Source organism: Gilliamella sp. Pra-s52, from assembly GCF_009795805.1.
Taxonomy (GTDB): Bacteria; Pseudomonadota; Gammaproteobacteria; order Enterobacterales; family Orbaceae; genus Gilliamella.
This window is the reverse complement of the sequence record NZ_WTEY01000049.1, coordinates 1-440: the sequence shown is the minus strand read 5'-3', so window position 1 is coordinate 440 and position 440 is coordinate 1. Positions and strand designations below refer to the sequence as shown.

The following is a 440-nucleotide window of genomic DNA, read 5'->3' as shown; positions in this document are numbered from 1 at the left end:
GGTAGCCTGGCCAGTAATTTTCAAATGGTAGCTGCCCCATAGTAATAGCATATTTACGCCAAAGTTGGGCTTGTGCAATATCTTGCACTTCGCCTTTATAGTAGTAACTTAATAATGTCATGCATTTATAATATCCTTGTATTGATTCTTTAACAAAAAAACGCTCTTTTAGTGGGGTAATTTCACCAATAGTTTCACTTAATATTACTGACCATGTTGGTCTTCTCCAATCATACATTGCCCCAACAGTATCCGTAAAATTCAATTGATAGATTCGATTAAAAAATTGAAATTTTTCAGTAATATAGTCTTCATCACTGGACTCCATTATTAGAAATTTTTGTCGGTGCGGTTTTTTATAATCTTCAATTTTAGCTTTAAGTGAGTATTTTTTATAATTTTCGTTAGTTTCAATACGCCAGATAATATCTTCTAGATTA

The 440-nt window shown here is 31.8% G+C and carries 1 protein-coding gene; it reads right to left on the bottom strand.

Annotated elements, in window-relative coordinates; all coding sequences use genetic code 11:
- On the bottom strand, positions 1-440 hold a 440-nt coding region (locus tag GQ594_RS11890; RefSeq protein ID WP_160416526.1), incomplete at both ends, for a hypothetical protein.